Consider the following 21,374-nt stretch of genomic DNA (forward strand, 5'->3'; position numbering starts at 1 on the left):
ATTAAATTCGCCACGGGTCGCACCTCAAGTGTGCTTAATTGGTTATGATCGCAAGTGGTTTGAAGAGAATAACAACTCATCTCAAGTCCGTTAGGTGCGCTTTCTGCATCTAATTATTAAATTCGCCACGGGTCGGACCTGTTGAATACCCACAGGTTAGACTGACACCGGAAAAACCACCACACGGTCAGACAGGGTAGAGATTTTGATTATGGGTAATTAAACGAATTTGATATAAGCTATAACTGCGATAGACGATGGTGATAGTTTTTTGGAATTTTTGAACTAATCAGGGTTAGGCTTTTTAGTGGCGTTTACGTTTGGACCATTCGTTGTCACCCAAAATCCCTAGATATCCCCACCCAAGGAGAATAAAAAACCCGATGCGCTCGAAGATCGGATTGCTTTGGCATCAGATGTTAATTCAAATTGTGCTTATAAAGTATTTCTTAAATAAATTCATATCAAATAAATTTACACCGTTGTATTTAATAATTGCCTGTACCAGTTGTAATGATGCCCTAGCAGTAACCCTAACTTCTTTGCCAAGCAATCATAGATCTCTAAGAGCAAGTAAACTTCTGCTTAAGCAGCAGGAGCATAAAACCGCTCAGGAGTCAGTAAAATTGGTTGATGGAAATTATCAAAATCAGATAGCTGAACTATTAGCGCCCATACTATCAGATTCAGTTGGACCAGTTATACTAGAAACTCAAGCCACTACACCTGCTAGACTAACTGCTTTGGACTCTAAAACCATTCAAGTTGATAAAATTGAAGTCATTGGTAGCACCATCTTTTCACCAGAGCAGTTTAAGCTGATTATACAACCCTATCAAGGACGCTCCCTGACTATTGAGCAACTAAGAGAAGTCGCGGATGCTATTACTACCCTTTACCTCAAGCAGGGCTATATTAACACTAGAGCAATTCTTCTTGCTGAGCAAACGATTGACATTACCAAGGGCATTGTTACAATCCGTGTTATAGAAGGGGGTATAGAAAAGATCGAAGTTGAAGGAACACGCCGCCTCAATCCCAACTATATCCGCAGCCGTGTCCAGTTGGGTACCGGAACACCATTCAATACTACTGATTTGGAAAAACAATTACGATTGTTACGGCTTGACCCAAAGTTGGAAAGTATAGAAGCGAGCCTCCGCAAAGGAACAAAAGTAGGACAGAGCATTCTGATTGTTCGTGTTGTGGAAGCTAATCCGTTCAAAGGAAGTGTAGGGGTTGATAATTACTCACCTCCTAGTATTGGTTCTGAACGAATCAGCTTTAATCTTCGCCATCTCAACCTAACTGGCAATGGGGATGAAATTTCCTTCACTTATCGCCGTTCGACCACTGGCGGGTCTAATATTTTTGATTTTGGCTATCGCTTTCCCCTCAATCCCCGAAATGGTACCTTAGAACTGCGAACAGTGATCGACCGTAATCGGGTGACTCAAGCACCATTCAATGTTTTTGATATTGAGGGAGAATCTGAGCTATATGAAATTCGATTTCGTCAACCGTTGTACCGCACACCTCGGGAAGAATTTGCTCTGTCTCTAGGATTCAGCTACAGAGATGGTCAGACTTTTTTGGGTGATGAGCCTCTTGGGTTTGGCTTTGGTCCAGATCAAGATGGCTCGACTACCCTGAGCGTGATTAAGTTTGAACAAGAGTATCTACGTCGGGATTTGGAGGGAACTTGGTTTTTGCGATCGCTTTTGAGTCTCGGAACTGGGTGGTTTGATGCCACTATCAACCCCGATCCTATACCTGATGGACGCTTTTTTCGCTGGGTAGGTCAAGTACAGCGGTTACAGATTCTCTCAGAGGATAATTTCTTAATTATGGGAACCGAGGTTCAGCTTACCCCCAATAGCCTATTGCCTCCCCAACAATTTTTACTTGGCGGTGGTCAATCGGTGAGGGGCTACCGTCAAAATATCAGAGCAGGGGACAATGGAGTACGGTTTTCTATAGAAGACCGTATAACTTTACATCGAGACGTAGACGATGACCCCGCATTACAACTAATTCCGTTTTTCGACATGGGTTATGTATGGAATAACCCTGATAATCCTAATACGTTACCGTCACAGCGGTTTTTAGCGGGTATTGGCTTAGGGCTAATTGTGCAACCAGTGACAGGGCTTAATCTGCGACTTGACTATGGCATTCCTCTGCTTGAATTGGATGATCGCAGTAACAATGCCCAGGATGAGGGCTTCTACTTCAATGTTCGCTATCAATATTAAACTATTTAAACTCTGACGATTAAGGTTAATGGGCAACCGTTGAGCGTTAACAGTGAATAATATCAAATCCAGTTGAATACCCATACTTCCTGGTGAAAAGAGCAGGGGGCGCAGGGGCGCAGGGGTACAGGGAGAAAAAGATTTTCTCTAGATATCGTAACTGTGGGCAATTATCCGGATTTGATATAAAACCTGATCAAATACGGACTAAATTACTATAATTAGCGGCAACTCGCTATCTTAACAATACAGACTTTGAACAACAGATCTTCAATTGCTGCATCGGGTGCTATTTTGTTCCGCTAGATTCGATTATAGTCTTGGTTTCCAAACTCCCGTAAGCTATCAGCTAATGCGCTACGCGCACGGTTCGTGAACAGCTAATGCGCTACAGATGGTGCTACTTGAGGTGCTATCAGCTAATGCGTTACGCGCACGCTACTTGAGGTGCTTTTGAATGAAAGAGGTAAGCATTCGTTTAATTTCAGTTCCCTGGCCTTTCGGCCAGGAATTGATAGTCTTTGGCAGTCCGTTGAACTCGTCAGCCGGATAGCTTGTTTTAAGCTCACCGCTGACGGCTGACAGCACCTCAAGTAGCGTGAGCTAAAAGCTCACGGCTGAATGCTTACAAACTTCCTAGGAAATTTTTATGATCGAATGAATATCATCTAAAAGCAAACATTCCCGGTGAATCCATTGACCCATTCTAATTTATTGCCTGACCCGTTAAAAGCGTGGTACAACCAATCTGTCGAAAATTCTCTAGCAGAATCCGGCTGTGACCCTCAAGTCGGTTTGACCTCTCAACAGGTATCACAGCGGTTGGAATACTATGGCTTAAATCAGTTAGAGGAAAAAGCAAAGCGCAGTTCCTGGGCAATGTTCCTTGATCAATTCAAGGACATCATGCTGCTGATGCTGATTGCAGTAGCGATAGTTTCCGGGATTTTAGATCTGATCAATCTGCAACAAGCCTCAGAAAAGGCGAGTGAATTCCCCTTCAAAGATACGATTGCTATCCTCTCAATCGTGATTCTCAATGGCATCCTCGGGTATCTCCAGGAAAGCCGTGCTGAAAAAGCCCTAGCAGCCCTGAAAAGTATGGCATCTCCTAAGGTACGAGTGTTGCGGGATGGTCGTACCTTAGAGATAGACAGTCCACAGCTTGTTCCAGGGGACATCATGTTGCTGGAAGCTGGGGTACAAGTTGGAGCAGATGGTAGGCTAATCGAGGCATCGAATTTGCAGGTCAGAGAATCCGCACTGACTGGGGAAGCTAATGCTGTCAATAAAACCGTAGAGGTGGAGCTATCAGAAGATACTCCCATAGGCGATCGCATTAATTTAGTTTTTCAGGGAACTGAAGTTGTCCAAGGCAGAGGTAAAGTCCTAGTTACTGGTACTGGGATGAATACGGAACTGGGGAAAATTGCCCAGATGCTACAAGGGGTGGAAAGTGAACCGACACCTCTGCAACAGCGCATGTCTCAGCTGGGAAAAGTCTTGGTAACCGGTTCGCTGTTGCTAGTAGCACTAGTAATTATCATTGGCTTGGGCGTAAGCGGTTGGGACTTGAGTGTGTTCCAACAACTGGTAGAAGTTTCTTTAAGTATGGCAGTGGCTGTAGTTCCAGAAGGCTTGCCAGCTGTGGTGACTGTTACCTTAGCCCTAGGAACCCAGAGAATGGTACGCCGTCATGCTCTAATTCGCAAACTACCAGCTGTGGAAACCTTAGGAAGTGTGACTACCATTTGTTCTGATAAAACTGGTACCCTGACCCAAAACAAAATGGTTGTGCAACGGGTGGATACCCTCAACTATAGTATTCAGGTGACTGGGGATGGTTATGAACCTGTAGGGGAATTTCTCCTAGACAATCAGCCCATTGCTACAGAACAGTATCCCGAACTCGAACCCCTACTTCTAGCTTGTGCTCTGTGTAATGATGCGATCTTGCAGTATGAACAGGGGGAGTGGAAGATTTTAGGAGACCCCACAGAAGGAGCATTAATTGCTCTGGCTGGTAAAGGGGGTGTGGATAAGGAACCCCTGAGTCAAAGGTATTCCCGTGTGGATGAAATTCCCTTTTCCTCTGAGCGCAAGCGTATGAGTGTGATTTGTCAGTGGGATAGTTCTCCAGATCGCTTTCAACCTGCTAACCTGCCCTACTCGAACACCAAAGGCGAACAACCTTGGCCTTTCGGCCAGGCTACGCGAACAACCGAGAACCCACAACTGACCCGTTACATGATGTTGACCAAAGGGTCTCCAGAATTGGTGTTAGAGCATTGTACTTCATCAGTACATCATGATGACAGAGCAGCAGGAACTCTAGGGTGTCAACCCTTGACAGAAGAGCAGCGGCAACAGATTTTGGAACAGAATAACCAAATGGCAGGGGCTGGTTTGCGAGTGCTAGGTTTTGCCTATAAGTCCCTAGATCGCTTATCAGCTCCAGAAGCAGACCATGAAATCTTAGAGCAAGGGTTGGTGTGGTTGGGGTTAGTGGGAATGTTGGATGCTCCACGCCCAGAGGTACTAGAAGCAGTTCAGCGGTGCCGGAATGCTGGAATTCGTCCGATTATGATTACTGGAGACCACAAACTTACCGCTAAAGCGATTGCCCAGGATTTGGGAATTGCTAATCATGGTGATCAGGTACTGACTGGTCAGGAGTTACAAAAGCTCTCCCAGGTTGATCTAGAGGAACAGGTAGACCAAGTCAGCATTTATGCTCGTGTTGCTCCTGAACACAAACTCAGAATAGTTCAGGCACTCCAGGGTAGGGGTAAATTTGTTGCCATGACCGGAGATGGGGTGAATGATGCACCCGCTCTCAAGCAAGCTGACATTGGTATCGCTATGGGAATTACGGGAACCGATGTCAGTAAAGAAGCCAGCGATATGGTGCTCTTAGATGACAACTTTGCCACCATTATTGCTGCCACAGAAGAAGGTCGGACAGTATATGACAATATTCGTCGCTTTATTAGATACATCCTGGGCAGTAACATCGGTGAGGTATTAACTATTGCCGCAGCCCCGATCATGGGATTACCAGATGTTCCCCTCACACCCTTACAAATTCTCTGGATGAACCTAGTCACTGATGGTTTACCCGCTCTTGCCCTAGCTGTGGAACCAGCAGAACCGGATGTGATGAAGCGATCGCCTTTTAGTCCTCAGGAAAGTATTTTTGCCAGAGGGTTGGGGTCTTATATGGTGCGCATTGGTATTGTTTTTGCCATTTTCAACATTACCTTAATGGCAATCGCCTATGGATACTTCCCTCACTGGAAGACAATGGTATTTACTACCCTATGTATTGCTCAAATGGGTCACGCCCTGGCAGTCCGCTCCAACAAACGCATTACTCTGGAATTAAACCCATTCTCTAACCCTTATTTGCTGTTGGCAGTTACTGTAACTACTCTCTTACAGCTGTTACTGGTCTATGTACCCTTTTTGCAAGACTTCTTTGGTACTGAGCCTCTGACTATCATGGAATTCGCTGTCTGTATTGGCTTTAGTACCTCACTATTTGTTTGGGTTGAGCTGGAGAAATTATTTATTCGTTGGTCTAGCAAGGGAAAAGTTCAAGGTTAGCCGGTTGGTAGGTTGGTAGGTTGCTGGTTGAAGGTTGAAGGTTGAAGGTTGCTGGTTAAAGGTTAGCTGGTTGAAGGTTAGCTGGTTGAAGGTTGAAGGTTGAAGGTTAGCTGGTTGAAGGTTAGCTGGTTGAAGGTTGAAGGTTGAAGGTTAGCTGGTTGAAGGTTAGCTGGTTGAAGGTTGAAGGTTAGCTGGTTGAAGGTTGAAGGTTGAAGGTTAGCTGGTTGAAGGTTGAAGGTTAGCTGGTTGAAGGTTGAAGGTTAGCTGGTTGGACGGTTAGATATTTTTTTAAGTTCAGATCAAACTTCTAATCTTAAGCCTGTTAACCTATTAACCTAGAACCTGCTAACCTAGAACCTGCTCACTTTCAACCAGCTAACCTACCCTATAAGGGACGCCTTGGGGGAACAACCTGTTAACCTTCAACCTGTTAACCTTCAACCTGCTAACCTTCAACCTGTTAACCTTCAACCTGTTAACCTTCAACCTGCTAACCTACTAACCTGCTAACCCCCAACCTGTAACCTTAAATGGATGTACCTTAAGAGCCTACACCTGCGACAGTTTCGTAACTACAGAGATTGCCTGGTCAACTTCGATGCTCCCAAGACAATTTTGCTGGGTAATAATGCTCAGGGGAAATCGAATCTACTGGAGGCAGTAGAGTTGCTCTCTACCCTCAAGAGTCATCGGTCAGTACGCGATCGCGAATTGGTCTTAGAAACTACTCCTATTGCGGAGATTCGGGCTACTCTAGAACGAACCTATGGTTCAGTAGAACTAGGATTAACCTTGCGCACTCAAGGACGACGTACTGTTGCTCTCAATCAAGAATCCTTACGTCGCCAGTTGGACTTTTTAGGTATTCTGAATGCGGTACAGTTTTCTAGCTTAGATTTGGAACTAGTGCGAGGAGCACCAGAACGGCGTCGCGCCTGGCTCGATTCGATTCTGACTCAGCTCGAACCAATTTATGCTTACATTTTGCAGCAATATAACCAAGTATTGCGACAGCGCAATGCTTTGCTGAAAAAAATCCGTAAACTTCAACAAGAAGGGGAAGTTGATGCATCGGTATCCAAGCAATACAATGCCGAGCTAGGGTTGTGGGATGCCCAACTGGCTACCGCTGGCTCACGAGTCACCCGCCGTCGAGAGAGAATGCTAAAACGATTAGCTCCTTTAGCCCAAGCATGGCACGCTAGTATTAGTGGCAAGACAGAGGTATTGGATATTACCTATGCCCCCAATGTCAGTCTTTCCAAAGATGACCCCGATCTAGTCAAGCAGGCTTTTTTAGAGAAAATCCAACAGTACTCCTTTCCTGAATTTCATCAAGGGAGAACCCTAGTTGGTCCTCACCGGGATGAAGTACAGTTTACCATTAATCAGACCCCAGCCAAGTCCTATGGTTCTCAGGGTCAACAGCGAACGTTGGTATTAGCGCTCAAGTTAGCAGAATTGAAGCTGATTGAAGAGGTGGTGGGAGAAGCACCTCTGTTACTACTCGATGATGTATTAGCTGAACTAGACCTGAATCGGCAAAATTTGCTGTTGGATGCTATTCAGGATCGGTTTCAGACTTTGATTACTACTACTCACTTGGGAGCCTTTGATTCCCAATGGCTGAATTCGTCTCAGATTCTTTCAGTACAAGCAGGACAGATTAAAAGGTTGGAAGCTTGATGGTTGATGGTTGATGGTTGCTCGGGTAAACTGCTTTTTACACCTTGTTGTTAAAACAAAATTTTTTGGTAATACTAAGGTTGTATCTTATGATCACAATAAGAGATATAGCGGTTATCATACCTATGAGGTACACAGGATTTTTTTCCTGTTACCTGTTTCCTATTCCGAACTTGTTTGTGTAAATCACCCAATTAAAAACTGCTATATCCCTACTAATGTTGTTTTTTAGTTAAAATCAAGATCATAACCAATGGAACTTCATGCATATACTAAAACAATTAATGATATTTTTGCAGCTAACAAAAAGTATATTGTTCCTAGATTTCACAGAGAATATTATTGGTCAAAAGAGCAAGTTACGGAGTTGTGGGAGGATATAATTTCCAATATTGAGATTAAAGACAATAATGAGTTTCACCATGAAGAACATTTTCTAGGTGCTCTTGTTGTAGTCGGGGATGACAAATCAACAGTATTAAATATTGTTGATGGTCAACAACGACTCACTACCTTAACAATTTTTATTTCTGCGCTCTGCGAGGGTTTTATGGAAATCGAAAAAAAAATTTTATCTGAAGCAATATATCACAATTTTATTGCTGGCAAAGATAGTGATGGTCAGCCTTATTTGAAACTTTAAAATGAAAGTACTAAGCCGTTTTTTCAAACCTGCATTCAAGATATTAACAAAGTATAGCAAGGGAAGTATAGTTTAGGACATAGTCTTTTGGTTGAAAGGGAGCAGGGAGCAGGGAGCAGGGAGCAGAAGATGTCTTAAGCTTTACTTCGACTGCTATAAAAGATCAACCCAAGACAGAAGCAGAAAAAACCCTTTTCAAAAATTATAATCAGCTGTACTATAACCTATCTCTCAAAAATTTAGCCGAAGTATTTAAAGAAAAGATTTTAAAATAAATTACAATTCAAACTATGAACGGCTTTTGAAAGAAATCAGAAAGCAAGTTTTGCTCTATCTTAAGGTGATTGTGATTAAAGTAAAGGAGGAAGATCAAGCTTGCAACTTTTTTACTTAAATGGTCGTATTTTTGCAAAAGTGAGATGCACTCCAATCAACGGAGATTGATTGTATTAAAAAAATTGATTCCACCCAACAAGGTTTAATGGGGCGTGGGAATTAATAACGAAACTTTTACAAAATTATAAATACAGTATTCTGGTAATTTATGGGTTAATTTCGGTAAGGTTTATTCAGAAAAAGCTAGTCACATTCTAGATTATAGTTCACATTATTAGGCATTGCTTAAATCAAGGTTTGAGCATGAATCAACTCATAACCAGCAACTTTCAACTTCCGATTATGGACACGGGCGTTATTGGTTCGGAAGTTAGGTTGTGAGGAATCCCATAACACTTTGGGGAGATTGTAGCGATCGCATATTTGATCAGTCAGCTCCCGCGTGGTGAGTTTGACGTCATTAACTACATTGTAGATACCTTGGCAGCGGTTTCGTCTAGCAAACTCCACTGCCTGAACAATGTCGTCTCGGTGAATCCAATTGATAAAGTTATCGCCACTGCCAGGAAGCGTCGTGCCAGCCAGTCGCTCAAACCGCTTGCTTAACTCACGACCGGGACCATAAATCCCCCCAAGGCGCAGGATACAGACGTTGCAATTTTCACTGCTTGCCCCTAATAAAATATGTTCCGTCAAAGACAAAACCCGACCATGTTCGTTCGCTGGAACGATAGGAGAATTTTCATCTACCCATGCTCCCTGTTGGTTACCGTAGACGGCGCAACTACTTAGGTAAATTACCTGCTTCACGGTGGGATGATCTGCTAAAGCTGCTACCAAATTGCTAGCGGTGGGGATGTAAGTGGCTTCGTAGAGGTTGGCATCAACTTGCCTATTACTGATCGGGGCAATACTCAGGAGAATAGTGTCTTGATCAATAAGTGCCGACTGCATCCCTTGGGTATCATCCCCTTTCATCACCACTACCTGTGAGGCGACTTCCTTCAGCTTTGCTACCCGTTCTTGGGTAGTAGTGGTAGCTGTCACCTGGTGACCCTGCTGGTGATGCCAGAAATTTGCTAGAGCTGTGCCAACATAACCGCAACCAATAATGGTAATATTCATAAGGTATAATCCTTAGGGACATCCGTAACAATTTCAATAAAGCGAGTCTGAACCCCTCGCGAAATAGATCCGTTGGAGGCATCAGAAGACGTCAGTCGTGAGTATTGAGTAGTAAGTATAGTGAGTATAGATTGAGTGATCAGTAGTGAGAATTACTCAATACCGAACAACTCAGTAGATGCTTTGCTCTTGCTGGATAGATTGTTCTCTATAGGCAGGGAAGGTTGAATATTTCAGCTGAGGTAGTCAAGCTGAAACTGTTCCCCGCTCTGATTTCAGGACTGATATCCTGACTCTAGGTTTGGACGGTAAACGTTTTGCCTATGCTTGACTTCAACAGTTGAGCTGTTGGTTCCGGATTTAGTAGGGTCAGATTAATCTGTCTAGGACTTTCTAATAGAATTCCCAGAGGTTATGACCACGTAACAGTTTTGGCTCAATCGTAAACAGCTTTTGATTTCCCTATAGATATTGCTCCTGATCTAGATCACATGTACACAACCTGTTTGATTATATCAATTTTAGCCTAAATGTAAAGAATTGTAAATGTAATGTAAAATACATAGGTTGCTGTGCTATAATTTCGTCAACTAACAGCGATTAGCCAAGGGTTGCACACCATCAGCCCAAAATCCTCAACGTTTCAAGTCGAGGAGAGTTCAAATCAGCGACTTACCCCAATTATTTGGGATTATGTCAGAAAAATGGTGGTAGAGTATTTGTGGTATTGCTACGGGGTTGAAATCGGTTCAACAGCTGAATCTCGATTGAGCGACTTGATCGCGAAATCTGTAACGTCGGCATATGCGCTACGCGCACGCTGCTTGAGGTGCCGTCAGCTTTTGGCTCACGCTACTTGAGGTGCCGTCAGCCGTTGGCCGTAGACCAAGCTAAGGGAACAGCCGTGAGCTAAAGCTCACGCTGCGCGAACAGCTTATTTTATTCAAAAGCACCGATTGCGCTACGCCCACGCTGCTCTTTTGGCAACTTTTGTCCTTTACTGAGATTTACGCCTAGTCTTATAAAATAAAAAGATCACCATGAAACCATATTTCTCTGCACTTTTAATCCTATCCACAGTAACCACAATAGCTGGTTGCACGAACCTTGGAGGTACGCCAAGGGCACAGGCTGCGCCATGCAAAAATCCTGTCACAAAAAACGATGTTCTAGGTGCACAGGAAAGCTGGGGCAAAGCCATTGTCGCCATTGGCAAGGCAGAAAACCCACAAGCAGAAGCACAAAGTACTCTTGACAGGCTTTATGCTTATGATCTTGGTACGGTTTTGTTCAAACCAACACTGGCCAGCGATGATCCGTTCAGAGGCACGGAGAAAGAGGCTTTGTCTTATTTTGTCGGGGGCAGCATCAGCGAAGATAAAGGTTTTGCTCTTGCGCCCTATAACAATGTGCGCTTTGAGAATGAAGGAATTATTACCCACTGCGATACAGCCATGTCGATGGGTGAGTATTTTTTCACCAAAACAGACGGTAGCGAGATCAAGGTAGAATACTCTTTTGGTTATGTTCGCGATGAAAACGGTGATCTGAAAATCAATCTGCACCATTCATCTCTGCCGTATCAAGCAAAATAAGGGCGATTGACCGTAGGTCACGCTACGCGAACGCACGTCTGACAAAAGTTGAGCTAGGTCTGGCGCTAGACTGTCCACCCATTGCTGTTGCTGGCTCGACTCTTTTGGCGGTTGAATCTCTTCTGGTGGTTGGGTCATTTCGGGTGCTGCTTCTATCTGTGATGCTTCAGATAATGCGCTCGGCTGTACAGGGGACTGAGTTGCTTCTGGCTTGGGCGTTTCGGGTACTGCTTCGGCATGATTGGGATTTGGGGATGCGATTCGGCAAAGCCGACCCTACGGGAACGCATCTGTTTTTATCCCCACTGGTTATAGCGGTTCTGATAGTCATGAGGTATACAGGATTTTTTTCCACTTCCGACTTCCCTACTCCGAAGCTCCCTTTTTTGAAATTGGAGCCATTTTGGCGACACAAACAGAGCAAAGAGTATTGTAATTAAAGTATTGCTTAGTCTGTTTTTGTCCAAACACAAGTTACTAGACACACAAGCTCTAGACACACAAGCTCTAGACACTAGTTACTAGCTCTCAGTCTGCGTTCAAGACAATACCTTGCTCCCCTACCTCTCACCTCGGTAGGGGATTTATTTTAACTTTAACTGATCCCATAAGGCTGAATGCTTACTTTGATTTCTATTGCTTCTTTGGTGAACCTGCGGTTAAAAAGGTAATAAACGCCAGTAAAGCTAATACAGAACCTGGTTCTGGTACAGAAGTCTTAGGAGTCGCTTCGCCAAAAATCTGCACATTAATATCCGAAGACTTATCCCAGCCGTTACCATTGGTATCGACGATATAAACGAAGTTACCTGAGGCATCAAACTGCAAGTAACGATTGTCAGCGCCATCCTGGGGCGAACCACTCAATCCTGCGTTGGAAGCATGGTTAAACCAGGGATAGAATATATCCTCATCAGGGATCTCACGACCAACACCCCGCACCCCGAAATTATAGGTTGTACCGCCTTCGATAGTCCAGTTGAGATTGTTGAAATCCACTTGCCAAATATTGACAAAATCACCAAAGTTATCGTAGATCGACTCAGCAGCATCTGGGTAAGAGACTTGGGTGATGGTAACATCTGGATTGCTCGTCACGTTACTGTTAAAGTCTAAAGTTGCACTGGCGAAGGGAGAAATATCATCCTCAGCCGCAAGACCTGTCAACAGAGTAAAGCTTTCATACCAATCCCCCAAGTTGTCTGGGTCACCAATACTCAAACCAGGTACCATCCAAGTGCGAATGGTATCGATAACAAAGGTGTCTCCTACATTGCCGATAGTGAAATCATCACCAAAAAAGCCCTGGTTCTGGGCATCTGTAGCCCACCGCACATTACTGCGGTTTGCTTCAAAAATACTATTAAGATTTTCTGTGGGTAGTCCCCGGTCAAACAACATTTCAGCTTGTGCGTTGGAAGTGTAACCTAGCATCACAGCAGAAGCAGTGGCAAAAACTGCTCCAACTTTGGCGAGAGTTGAGGTAAACATGGAATTAATACCTTGAGTATAGGGTTGACGATGTAGATTGTTAGCAATATCAAATAGTCAAAATCCACAAAAAATAACAATAAATCTTGGAAAAGTTTTATTATTATTTTTATTTTTAATGGCTTTTTTTTAGTTTTATATATGCCTTTTATATTTTGCTTTTTGCCTTCGGTAATGTTATTATAGGGGTTAACAGTGGGATGAAGTACACCCAAATTTATTCCCCTTCCTTCTTCTGTTGCCACTCTCACCTATGAGCCTGCTCCAGATTTAGCTGACGGTGGCGGTAACCGATAGATTACAAAGGATTCAGGCCGATGCTTTGATAGTCTAAAACAAGACTGACATAAAATTACGACATCAAAATCCTTCTTTCCTTGGCCAGTTTCTGATGTCGTAATTTGAGAACTTATATAGACATGGTGGCAAAGCAATGTTTACAATCGGGTTTGCCTAATGTATGATATTTCGAAGAATTACAGAGCATGGTTGATTGTGATTCGCCATTAACCATGCTCCTGAGATTTTGAACAAAATTTGTGACGCATTCCCCCACTTCGTTCAAGTGGGGGTCAAGGAACAACTTATTATTAATGGTTAAATGGTTATCTCCCTAATTTTCGTGCTTATTAATACATCAGGTGCCAAATCTATCAGTAAGTGGATCTGGTCATTTTTAACTAAGTCACCTTTCGCTTCTTTAAGTAGGCAGCGGTGTTTCTGACATATTCCATGGATGAGATCGATTATGTCTAACTCTACATCACCAGATCTCACCGGATAACGAGACTTCGTGACAAACACTATATGTATCTCAATCGAGCCAACGCTATGGGAAAAAGACCTTAGACGGCTTGAAACCACAAGAACACATGTTCTATCATGTAGCCATGATAGCAAAGAAGTCACAGAAAATTCTTCGCACCGATAAGTGGAGTCTTAACCCAAGTGCCCCTCAGCAATTAATGTTTGCTGAGACAATCTCTGTTTATCAACGTGCCTGTAAGTTTTTGACTTCAATACTATTTACCCATTGGGAGACAATCGGTTCCAAAGATACAAAAGAAGCCGTTACAGCCGTAGAACGGCTAATGCACCAAACCAATAAAAACCCTAACCCTAAGTATAAAATATTTAATCGAGTATTTTATAAATTGCCGTCTTATTATCGTCGTGCTGCTATCGCTTTTTCCTTGGGGCAAGTTAGCAGCTTTGTAACGAGATATAGAGACTGGCAATGTGGACAGTCACGGAAGAGACGGGATGCTAAGCCACCATTAATGACGATTGGAGCTAACTGTTATCCAGCACTTGATCAAGGTCAATGTTATCGGTTAGATTCCCTCGAACAAATTCAAATCAAAGTATTAAACGGGAAAAATTGGGTATGGACAACGGTTGGGATCGTTTCAACTAGGAATCGACATACTATCCCAGCTAACAAACAGCTGTAACCGTCGCTGATTCAACGAAATGGTAAAGCGTGGTTATCCGTTCCGTTTGATTGCAAACCTAATCATAAAAAAGAAGTTAATCGTGTAGTAGGAGTAGATAGAGGAATTAATAAAACTGCTGTTATTTCAGTCGTTGAGTCCGATGGCACTGTAATTTATCGTGAATTTATTCACCCAGTCAGAGACATAGACCGTCGTGATAAAAAGCTGAAATCAGTCTCAAAAAAAGCGTCTAAAACGATGGGTAAAGGCGGAAGGTTACACAAAGGTTTTTGCCGGAATACTTATCGGAAATGTCGCCACATTAACCGTCAAATAGCCCAGATAGTCTCTAAGGGGATTGTTGAGATCAGCATTGAGTATAATGTTTCGGTTATCGCTTTTGAATATCTAAAAAACTGGAAGCCCAAAGGTGGTAAGAATAAATCTAATCTTAAACAGCGTTTCCACGGTTGGTTAAAGTCTATAATTCGAGAATTAACGGAAATGAAATGGATCGAATCTGGCGGGAAGATTTGTGATGTAGTTGCCCGAGGAACATCTAGCAACGCTTATGACGGTAGTGGAACAGTTTGGCGTGATCGGAAAAATTACGCTCTAGCTACGTTCAGTAACGGTAAACGATACAACGCTGATTTAAGCGCTAGTTACAACATTGCAGCTAGAGCTATTCAAGAACTCACTCGCAGAAATGACAGTGAGAACCGTAGTAGCAAAAGTTCTACTCGGTTGCCTAGAAGTCGGGCAGTCTTATGTGATCTATGGGTAACCTCAAACGATAGCATAGGACACCCCCACCTCAAGCAAAGCTAGGTGGGGGAGGCTTCATTAGGATCAAACTGCTCACTTCTATTGCGGCAAATGAAGATGAAGCTTAAGCCAATTATAGCGCTGCGTGCAGGGAATAGGAAATAGGGAGCAGGGAACAGGGAAAGGAGAACAGAAGGATAACGATCAACATATAACATACATACTGTGTCTGCGTAAGTCCTGGATCAGATACTCTTAGTCTGTGATTTGACTACCGTGTGCCTGAAGCCCGATATACTGTAATTGTTGCTGCACTTTCTGGCTGCTTTGAAAGACCTCGAAAAAATTCTAGACCGGCTTTTAATCGTTGATAATCCTTTCCCAGTTTTTCCGTCATTTGCCTGAGAGTTGGCTCTAGACAAGAGTAAACATACTCTAAAAACCTGGGGGGGCGACAAGCGCCCCCAGGTCACCTACACACAGATCAATATTGTCGAAACCAAGAGTATTTAAATAGTGATGAGCGTACTCAATTTGGGTAGACTGTAGGTCAATTCCAGCTACTCTTAAATCTGGAAAAGTTTCCAAAATTATTCCGAAGACAGCTCCGACACCGCAACCGAGTTCTAGGACATGCTCACCACCAGACAGGTTTAAATCACGCAGTATCAGTTTTTATCGCCAATATTGAGCTTGTTCAATTAGGCGTTTTTGCTCTTGGGTTGAATAGCAATGAATGTAATCTTGTTACAAACTAAATCTCCCTATGAACAAAATTGATTGCCTTTAAATCCTTGATTATACTAAATAAAAAATTCAATAATGTCAATTTTTAATCTCAATTTCGGCTAATCTTGAAATTCAGAATAAACTCATAAAGAAAAGAGGGGAGAATGGTGTAAGATAATAACTTTACTCCATCCCACCTCCTGTGATTAACAAAGGTCAGCCAAAAGCAATCATCAAAGCTACTCTTAAACCATGCTTTGGCACCATCAGGGAACAGAAGGATAACGATCAACTATAGCGATTCTGTAGTTAGATGAGGTACATACCAAATTTCTTTCCCCTAGTAGGGCTGATCGAGATGTACCTCACAGTCGCGGGAACCGCTATAACTCTTTAGTCGCCGCAGCCACCGCAGCCGCCACCGCAGCCGCCACCGCAGCCGCCACCGCAGCTGCTACCGCCACCGCAGCTACTGCCACCGCAGCTACTGCTACTGCAGCCACTGCTACTGCTATTACCAGAATTGCTGGGAGGATTAAATACCTTTCGCAAGTTTTGTAGACCATTTTGGCTCAAAACTGTACTACCAAATAGAGCAAATGCCAGGGCTACTTGAGAATTATTCTGAGCATTTTCCAGCATCTGATGCTTAACTTTTAGGTTGTCTAATACAGTATCGCCGTAACCACTACGGTTTACTGGTTCAACCAGAAAGAACAAACCCATGATTGCTGTGATGAGGCACAGTATCATCAGGAAACCGACTGGCTTATGTCGCGAAATGCCTACTATAATTTTGCTGATTCCTAGGAGCAAGACAGCAAACAGAGGGAGTGCGGGATATTGCTGGGCTGATTTGGTTTGGTCTTCTGTAAGTAAGAGATTGAGATCGGTTAAGCGATCGCGTATTTGGTCTGTAGCGGATGCAGCGGATGCTCTAATTTGAGTTATAGTCTGACCAGTTCTAGCACCAATGTCAATTTTCAACTCAAGGGGATCATTTTTGTAAACCAAAGGATTTACTAATTCTAGCCCTCGGTATTCAGGCACAGGTTTTAAATGTCCACCCTGCACAAGGTTAACGATGGCTGTATCGACAGCTCGCTCTTTACCTCCAACTAAATAGCCTGTCTCATAGGCATCGAGAGAGATGGATTTCCCCTCAGGATCGGAAGCTGGTTGTTGTAGATACCAACGTAAACCGTAGGCCAAGACCACCGCAGCACTTACTAGAACTAGATAAAACCCGAGAAATAATAGTCCTGTGAAATTAATTGGGTTTGCGCTATTGACTAAGACTAATGACTCACAACCTGTGATGGTTACTGCCAAGACGAACAATAGGAAAACCATCCTGTATTGGTTGAGGCCGAAGTTGGGTAGTGAGTCTAAACTAACCTTACGCAAACTAACTTTAGGCAAATTAACTTTAGGTAAAATCCAGTACTGCTGAGGGTTTAACCGCACAAAATTGACATGCTGACTAACATGAAGATCAGCAGGTGCCCAAATATCTAATGGTGGTGCTTCCCCAAAGAAATAGTGATAGCTGGCTAGGGTTTTAGTGTACCAATCGTCGAATTTAGACTTTTCACTGGCACCACCACCACTAGGCAGATGATGAAAGGGGATTTGTAGAATGTTTGGGCAAAATTCATTCCAGTAAGAATGGGTATAGGTCAAGTGTAGATGCCACACTTGATCCACTGGATCAGAAGGGGAAACGGGATGGTCAGCTACTACTGCTAGAAACGCAAATTTCTTGTATTCATCAATCACTCGCTTAGTGTATTTAAGACTCCAGTGATTTTCCCGAGCCAGTCGCTTGCTAAAGGGAAATTTGGCATCAGGATCATCTAAGGAAAATGCCTGAAGGCGTTGATAGAGTTGGGTTTGTTGAAGGTTCATCATTGTTTGTGTTTTCCTGTACAATGCTAGTTACCTGAATCTACCCATATATTTATATTCAGCCCAAAAACAAGGTTTTATGAAAAGGTGTTTTGATTTTGCGTTCGGGTAGCGTGGCCTACGGCCAATCGCTTTTCTCAGCAGCCTGATATAGCACTACGCATACCATTAGAGCGGCAGTCTGGCTTCAAATTAGTGTGAAGATAGTTTAAATATTTCTGGATAATTTCAAAAATATGGTATAGTCCATATACTATCAAGTATGCTAGTTGCCTAAATCCCATACCCCCATAACTCAAAGCGCTGCTTGACTCACAATTCTTAGGATTAAAATTCCTAGTAAATCCTGAGGGAGTAACAGCGCTAATCATCAACATGCAAATTTTCGTCAGTCAATCAGAGTCAAGGAGACTCCTGTCGGTGATTGGATCTGGCAATCTACAAAAATACGGCAATAAATAGAAATGAATAGAGTAGTTATTCTAACACTAGATGGTGACCTAGACAGGGGAATTCGAGTCACTTTGGCATGGGGAACAACAGACAAGTCAGCTGAAGGAAAAATTATGAGTCGGTTGGCACCAAACCCCGAAATTTATCAACTATACACCGATTGGCAGAAAGGATATCGTAATTTAGAGTATTTTTACCGAAACCCCCGCTTAACTCCCAAAGGACTGTACATCTCTTCGATGAAATCCTGTGAGCAATTGGTTGACGAGTTAAGCAACAATATTAACCAATGGCTGAATTCTAGATCCGATGGCTTTGACCAGATCAGAAATCAATTAACAACTGAGTTAAGCCGTCATCGTGATATTCGGGTATTGATTCAGACCGATAATCCTCAGCTTCAACGATTACCATGGCACCTCTGGGATGTATGGGAAAATAATCATGACTCCGTTGAATTTAGTTTAATTCCCTTGGAATACCAGCCAACTCCAGAAACTAAACTGAGAAATCGAGTCAGACTATTAGCCATTCTTGGTAACAGTGACGGAATTGATATCGAAACCGACCACAACAATTGGCAGCAAGTCTCTAGCTTAGATTCATCCTCCTGCTTTCTAGTAGAACCGACACGAGAGGAATTAGACCATAAACTTTGGGAAAAAGAGGGCTGGGATATTCTGTTTTTTGCTGGTCATAGTTCTAGCGAATGTAATGATGAAAGTGGTCGAATTTATATCAATCAGGAAGACAGTCTCATCATTGATGATTTAATTCCTGCTCTAAAGGAAGCCATTAAAAACGGCTTGAAGCTAGCGATATTTAATAGCTGTGATGGCTTAGGCTTAGCCAATGCTCTAGCTAGATTACAAATGCCACAAGCGATTATTATGAAAGAGCCAGTCCCCGATGAAGTTGCCCAGACCTTCCTCAGGTTCTTTCTCGAAGAATTTTCTCAAGGAAAGTCTCTCCATAAGGCAGTTAAAGTAGCACGAAAAAGACTCCATTATCTAGAGAATCGATTAGATAAAAAATTACCCTACGCTACTTGGTTACCGGTGATTTATCACCATCCTAAAGCACAACCATGGCGTTGGCCAGTGTCAGGATCATTAGTTACACTTTTGATTAAATTAGCGTTAGGGACTGTTGCGCTCCTTAGCATTTACGGAATTTACAAAATTGCCACAGAGCCTAACAAGCTAGGAGACAAGATTAGTTCTGGAGAAGAGATACTGGATACAACCTCTGCTCGACGTTTCAAGCACCGGGGTGTTAAATTTATGGCAAAATGTCAGACTCCCTGGAGAGATAACTTAGCCATTTTTAGTCAAAAAACTTGGCAACGATGGGAGAGGTGTTGGTGGACAAAATCTAACTATAAAAAAGCTGGTAATTTATTCTTAAAATCCTGGCAAGAGGAAGACAAAGACCCAGAAACGTTAATTTATCTGAATAATGCCCTTTTAGAGGCTACTAAATCCGATTACTACACCATTGCTGTGGCGGTGCCCATCGTTAGAAACAAAAATGGCTCTGTCAAACATCGGGAGCTAGCTCAAAAAATTCTTCGAGGAATCGGTCACGCTCAAACAGAAGTTAACTTAGAGCTTTTTCAGGATAATGACAAACTCCCTAACAACTTTACTGAAAAGTTACTAGGAAAGGATGTTATAAACGGTAAATCTATCAAGGGTAAGGGTCTAAAAGTTCTTATTGCTGATGATGCTAATATCACCTCAGAAGCGATCCAAAGGGCAAAGGCACTAGTCAAGGAACGGGATATCCTAGGGGTAGTTGGTCACTATGCTAGTGATATGACCATGGAAACTGTGGATATTTATAATAGTAATAAGCTAGTGTTAATCTCCTCTGGCTCCACAACGGAAGAACTGACAGAGCACCCTAGAAATTTTTTCTTCCGGACGGTACCTACCGCTAAAATTGCAGCCCAATATTTGGTTGATTATTTGGTTGAAAATGGTCACCAAAAAGCGGCAGTTTTTTATAATCCTCGCAGTCCATTCACTCACTCGTTCTGGCAAGAATTTAAACAGCAGTTTACTAACCAAGGAGGAGAACTTGTCGATATCAAACACTACGATATATCTAAGCCCAACTTTAACCCTAAGCAAGCAATAGAGGAAATTGGGAAAACCCAGGACACAGCTATTGTTTTAAATCCTGATGGTCAAGTCACCAATGCTGTCACTAATGCTATCGATATGATCAAGGAAAACAATGGTCGTAATGTGATGGTGGGTTCCTCGGGAATCGCCAGGTCAAAAACACTAGCACTTAAACAACCCGATCTATTCGAGAACCTTGTGGTGTCTGTTTCCTGGCATCACCTAAACAGTGCTAACCCACAAGTTAATCAAGATGCTCAAACCTTATGGGGAAAATCTTTTAATTCCTTAACTGCCTGGTCTGCTTTAGCCTATGATGCAACTCGTGTGTTGATTACAGCTATCGAAAAACAGAAGAATCCCACACGTCTTGGTATGCAGAAAACCTTGAAAAGTCCTGATTTTAGTGCTGATGGGGTAACGGGAAAAATTGAGTTTGAACCGGCTAACGGTAATCGTAAGAATCCCTCACAAATCTTAGTCCATGTGGTGCCTTGTCCCAACCAGGAGTCTGGGTTAGAGTTTGTGCCCCTTGAGTATTCTTCTTGTGATCAAAAGCATTAAGCTCAAAAGCATTCAGCTATTAGCTATCAGCTATCAGCTATCAGCTATCAGTTATCAGTTATCAGCTATCAGTTATCAGTTATCAGTTATCAGCCATTCGCGTAGCGTGGCCAACGGCCAAGGCTGACGGCTGACAGCTGACAGCTGAATGCTTAGGCTAACATCAACTATAAAGAGGCAAAATACCATGACCAATAATCTTGAGCTAAGTGAGTTTAAACAAGAAATTGCTACTATCTATGATAACAGGAGCAATTCTTACGATAAGGGGGATTTCCATCCTCGGCTTGCAAATTGTCTAATCGAACATGTTGATATCAGACCTGGACAAAAAATCTTGGACATTGCTACGGGAACTGGCTTAGTTGCTATTGAAGCAGCAAAACGGGTTGGTCAGGATGGTCGAGTGGTGGGAGTAGATATTTCTACGGGTTTACTCAATCAAGCTCAACGCAAGATCTCCGCAGCAGGGTTGACTAATATTGAGCTAATCGAAGCTGATGCTGAGACCCTAAACTTTCCTGACAACAGTTTCGACAGAGTGTTATGTTGTTCAGCCCTGCCTTTAATGACAAACGTTCCTGCTGATCTACGCTTATGGAAACGTTTTCTGGTACCAGGAGGCTTAATGGGCTTGTGTGTTTTTGCTA

Annotated in this window: 16 protein-coding genes (1 of these 16 only partly in view); 9 read left to right on the top strand and 7 right to left on the bottom strand. The window is 42.9% G+C overall.

The genetic code is table 11. The features are described 5' to 3' along the window. The first annotated feature begins 482 nt into the window (after window positions 1-482). The 4 genes from F6K63_RS02545 to F6K63_RS02560 all read left to right on the top strand — a co-directional run bounded on the left by F6K63_RS02545 (window position 483) and on the right by F6K63_RS02560 (window position 8,190). Window positions 483-2,255, top strand: coding sequence for a ShlB/FhaC/HecB family hemolysin secretion/activation protein (locus tag F6K63_RS02545; protein WP_008180301.1), 1,773 nt, complete (start codon window positions 483-485; stop codon window positions 2,253-2,255). Window positions 2,256-2,942: 687 nt separating this feature from the next. Next, window positions 2,943-5,861 (top strand): cation-translocating P-type ATPase, encoded by a 2,919-nt coding sequence (locus F6K63_RS02550; RefSeq protein WP_287310637.1) that lies wholly within the window; start codon window positions 2,943-2,945, stop codon window positions 5,859-5,861. A gap of 534 nt (window positions 5,862-6,395) precedes the next feature. Beyond that, on the top strand, window positions 6,396-7,547 hold the full coding sequence (gene recF / locus F6K63_RS02555) for a DNA replication/repair protein RecF (protein WP_287310639.1): 1,152 nt from the start codon (window positions 6,396-6,398) through the stop codon (window positions 7,545-7,547). A gap of 253 nt (window positions 7,548-7,800) precedes the next feature. Then, window positions 7,801-8,190: a DUF262 domain-containing protein gene (locus F6K63_RS02560; RefSeq protein ID WP_287310641.1), complete on the top strand. Its 390-nt coding sequence runs from the start codon at window positions 7,801-7,803 to the stop codon at window positions 8,188-8,190. A gap of 621 nt (window positions 8,191-8,811) precedes the next feature. Here the strand turns inward: F6K63_RS02560 and F6K63_RS02565 are convergent. Further along, window positions 8,812-9,651 carry an SDR family oxidoreductase gene (locus F6K63_RS02565; protein ID WP_287310643.1) on the bottom strand — a complete coding sequence of 280 codons (840 nt, stop codon included), beginning with the start codon at window positions 9,649-9,651 and terminating at the stop codon, window positions 8,812-8,814. Between the two features lie 1,040 nt (window positions 9,652-10,691). On the opposite strand from F6K63_RS02565, the gene F6K63_RS02570 reads away from it, so the two are divergent. Beyond that, on the top strand, window positions 10,692-11,246 hold the full coding sequence (locus tag F6K63_RS02570; protein WP_083373855.1) for a metal-independent carbonic anhydrase family protein: 555 nt from the start codon (window positions 10,692-10,694) through the stop codon (window positions 11,244-11,246). On the opposite strand, the gene F6K63_RS02575 is transcribed toward F6K63_RS02570, so the two are convergent. From F6K63_RS02575 to F6K63_RS02590, 4 genes are all read right to left on the bottom strand, one after another. Further along, window positions 11,220-11,384 carry a hypothetical protein gene (locus F6K63_RS02575; RefSeq protein ID WP_154659687.1) on the bottom strand — a complete coding sequence of 55 codons (165 nt, stop codon included), beginning with the start codon at window positions 11,382-11,384 and terminating at the stop codon, window positions 11,220-11,222. The two genes, F6K63_RS02570 and F6K63_RS02575, sit on opposite strands and share 27 nt — an antisense overlap. Before the next feature lie 495 nt (window positions 11,385-11,879). Next, on the bottom strand, window positions 11,880-12,737 hold the full coding sequence (locus tag F6K63_RS02580; RefSeq protein ID WP_137985641.1) for a hypothetical protein: 858 nt from the start codon (window positions 12,735-12,737) through the stop codon (window positions 11,880-11,882). Beyond that, window positions 12,680-12,982, bottom strand: a complete 303-nt coding sequence (locus tag F6K63_RS02585; RefSeq protein WP_071105660.1) for a hypothetical protein — start codon at window positions 12,980-12,982, stop codon at window positions 12,680-12,682. The genes F6K63_RS02580 and F6K63_RS02585 overlap by 58 nt, the downstream gene beginning before the upstream one ends. 352 nt (window positions 12,983-13,334) lie before the next feature. Next, window positions 13,335-13,646: a transposase gene (locus F6K63_RS02590; protein WP_083373854.1), complete on the bottom strand. Its 312-nt coding sequence runs from the start codon at window positions 13,644-13,646 to the stop codon at window positions 13,335-13,337. Here F6K63_RS02590 and F6K63_RS02595 point away from each other — a divergent pair. Both F6K63_RS02595 and F6K63_RS02600 read left to right on the top strand, forming a co-directional pair. Then, window positions 13,592-14,191 (top strand): hypothetical protein, encoded by a 600-nt coding sequence (locus tag F6K63_RS02595; RefSeq protein ID WP_287310647.1) that lies wholly within the window; start codon window positions 13,592-13,594, stop codon window positions 14,189-14,191. The genes F6K63_RS02590 and F6K63_RS02595 overlap by 55 nt on opposite strands. 240 nt (window positions 14,192-14,431) lie before the next feature. Then, window positions 14,432-15,004 carry a transposase gene (locus F6K63_RS02600; RefSeq protein ID WP_287294976.1) on the top strand — a complete coding sequence of 191 codons (573 nt, stop codon included), beginning with the start codon at window positions 14,432-14,434 and terminating at the stop codon, window positions 15,002-15,004. 372 nt (window positions 15,005-15,376) lie between these two features. Here the strand turns inward: F6K63_RS02600 and F6K63_RS37065 are convergent, their stop codons facing one another. Further along, window positions 15,377-15,613, bottom strand: coding sequence for an SAM-dependent methyltransferase (locus F6K63_RS37065; RefSeq protein WP_202799160.1), 237 nt, complete (start codon window positions 15,611-15,613; stop codon window positions 15,377-15,379). A 450-nt stretch (window positions 15,614-16,063) separates the two neighbouring features. Continuing rightward, the gene (locus F6K63_RS02605) at window positions 16,064-17,581 is read right to left on the bottom strand and encodes a TIGR04222 domain-containing membrane protein (RefSeq protein WP_202799158.1); all 1,518 of its coding nucleotides are present in this window, start codon (window positions 17,579-17,581) and stop codon (window positions 16,064-16,066) included. Window positions 17,582-18,042: 461 nt separating this feature from the next. Here F6K63_RS02605 and F6K63_RS02610 point away from each other — a divergent pair, with 461 nt between their 5' ends. Together F6K63_RS02610 and F6K63_RS02615 are read left to right on the top strand one after the other, a co-directional pair. Beyond that, complete coding sequence (locus tag F6K63_RS02610) at window positions 18,043-20,724, top strand: ABC transporter substrate-binding protein (RefSeq protein WP_008180263.1); 2,682 nt, start codon at window positions 18,043-18,045, stop codon at window positions 20,722-20,724. A 187-nt stretch (window positions 20,725-20,911) separates the two neighbouring features. Further along, window positions 20,912-21,374, top strand: the 5' portion of a protein-coding gene (locus tag F6K63_RS02615) for a class I SAM-dependent methyltransferase (RefSeq protein ID WP_008180259.1). The gene runs 371 nt beyond the window's last position; 463 of the gene's 834 nt are visible here — the first part of the coding sequence; its start codon is at window positions 20,912-20,914; its stop codon lies off the right edge, out of view.

The sequence above is a fragment of the Moorena sp. SIO1G6 genome, assembly GCF_010672795.1.
In the GTDB taxonomy this organism is placed as follows: Bacteria; Cyanobacteriota; Cyanobacteriia; order Cyanobacteriales; family Coleofasciculaceae; genus Moorena; species Moorena producens.

Excerpts from the sequence above, each read along its gene's own strand:
- recF (WP_287310639.1), top strand. The coding sequence starts at position 6,396 with ATGTACCTTAAGAGCCTACACCTGCGACAGTTTCGTAACTACAGAGAT.
- F6K63_RS02560 (WP_287310641.1), top strand. The coding sequence starts at position 7,801 with ATGGAACTTCATGCATATACTAAAACAATTAATGATATTTTTGCAGCT.
- F6K63_RS02565 (WP_287310643.1), bottom strand. The coding sequence starts at position 9,651 with ATGAATATTACCATTATTGGTTGCGGTTATGTTGGCACAGCTCTAGCA.
- F6K63_RS02570 (WP_083373855.1), top strand. The coding sequence starts at position 10,692 with ATGAAACCATATTTCTCTGCACTTTTAATCCTATCCACAGTAACCACA.
- F6K63_RS02575 (WP_154659687.1), bottom strand. The coding sequence starts at position 11,384 with ATGACCCAACCACCAGAAGAGATTCAACCGCCAAAAGAGTCGAGCCAG.
- F6K63_RS02580 (WP_137985641.1), bottom strand. The coding sequence starts at position 12,737 with ATGTTTACCTCAACTCTCGCCAAAGTTGGAGCAGTTTTTGCCACTGCT.
- F6K63_RS02600 (WP_287294976.1), top strand. The coding sequence starts at position 14,432 with ATGGGTAAAGGCGGAAGGTTACACAAAGGTTTTTGCCGGAATACTTAT.
- F6K63_RS02605 (WP_202799158.1), bottom strand. The coding sequence starts at position 17,581 with ATGATGAACCTTCAACAAACCCAACTCTATCAACGCCTTCAGGCATTT.
- F6K63_RS02610 (WP_008180263.1), top strand. The coding sequence starts at position 18,043 with ATGAATAGAGTAGTTATTCTAACACTAGATGGTGACCTAGACAGGGGA.